Here is a 450-nt window from a genome sequence, read left to right as displayed (position 1 = left end):
ACGGCATGCACGATTTGTAATAACAGAGTGTCTTGTATTTTTAAAGAAAGTCTATTTAATACAAGTGATTATATTAATTAACGGTAAGCATCAGCGGGTGACAAAACGAGCATGCTTACTAATAAAATGTTAACCTCTGAGGAAGAATTGTGAAACTATCACTAATGGTAGCTATATCGAAGAATGGAGTTATCGGGAATGGCCCTGATATTCCATGGAGTGCCAAAGGTGAACAGCTCCTGTTTAAAGCTATTACCTATAACCAATGGCTGTTGGTTGGACGCAAGACTTTTGAATCAATGGGAGCATTACCCAACCGAAAGTATGCGGTCGTAACACGTTCAAGTTTTACATCTGACAATGAGAACGTATTGATCTTTCCATCAATTAAAGATGCTTTAACCAACCTAAAGAAAATAACGGATCATGTCATTGTTTCAGGTGGTGGGG

The 450-nt window shown here is 38.2% G+C and carries 1 protein-coding gene; it reads left to right on the top strand.

The features are described 5' to 3' along the window. Window positions 1–149: 149 nt before the first annotated feature. The coding region (locus AC0L3J_RS37455) for a dihydrofolate reductase (RefSeq protein ID WP_130522033.1) at window positions 150–450 on the top strand (301 nt) is incomplete at its 3' end.

It is taken from the genome of Bradyrhizobium sp. Kon37, from assembly GCF_055807535.1.
This window is presented reverse-complemented; position numbering and strand designations above follow the sequence as displayed.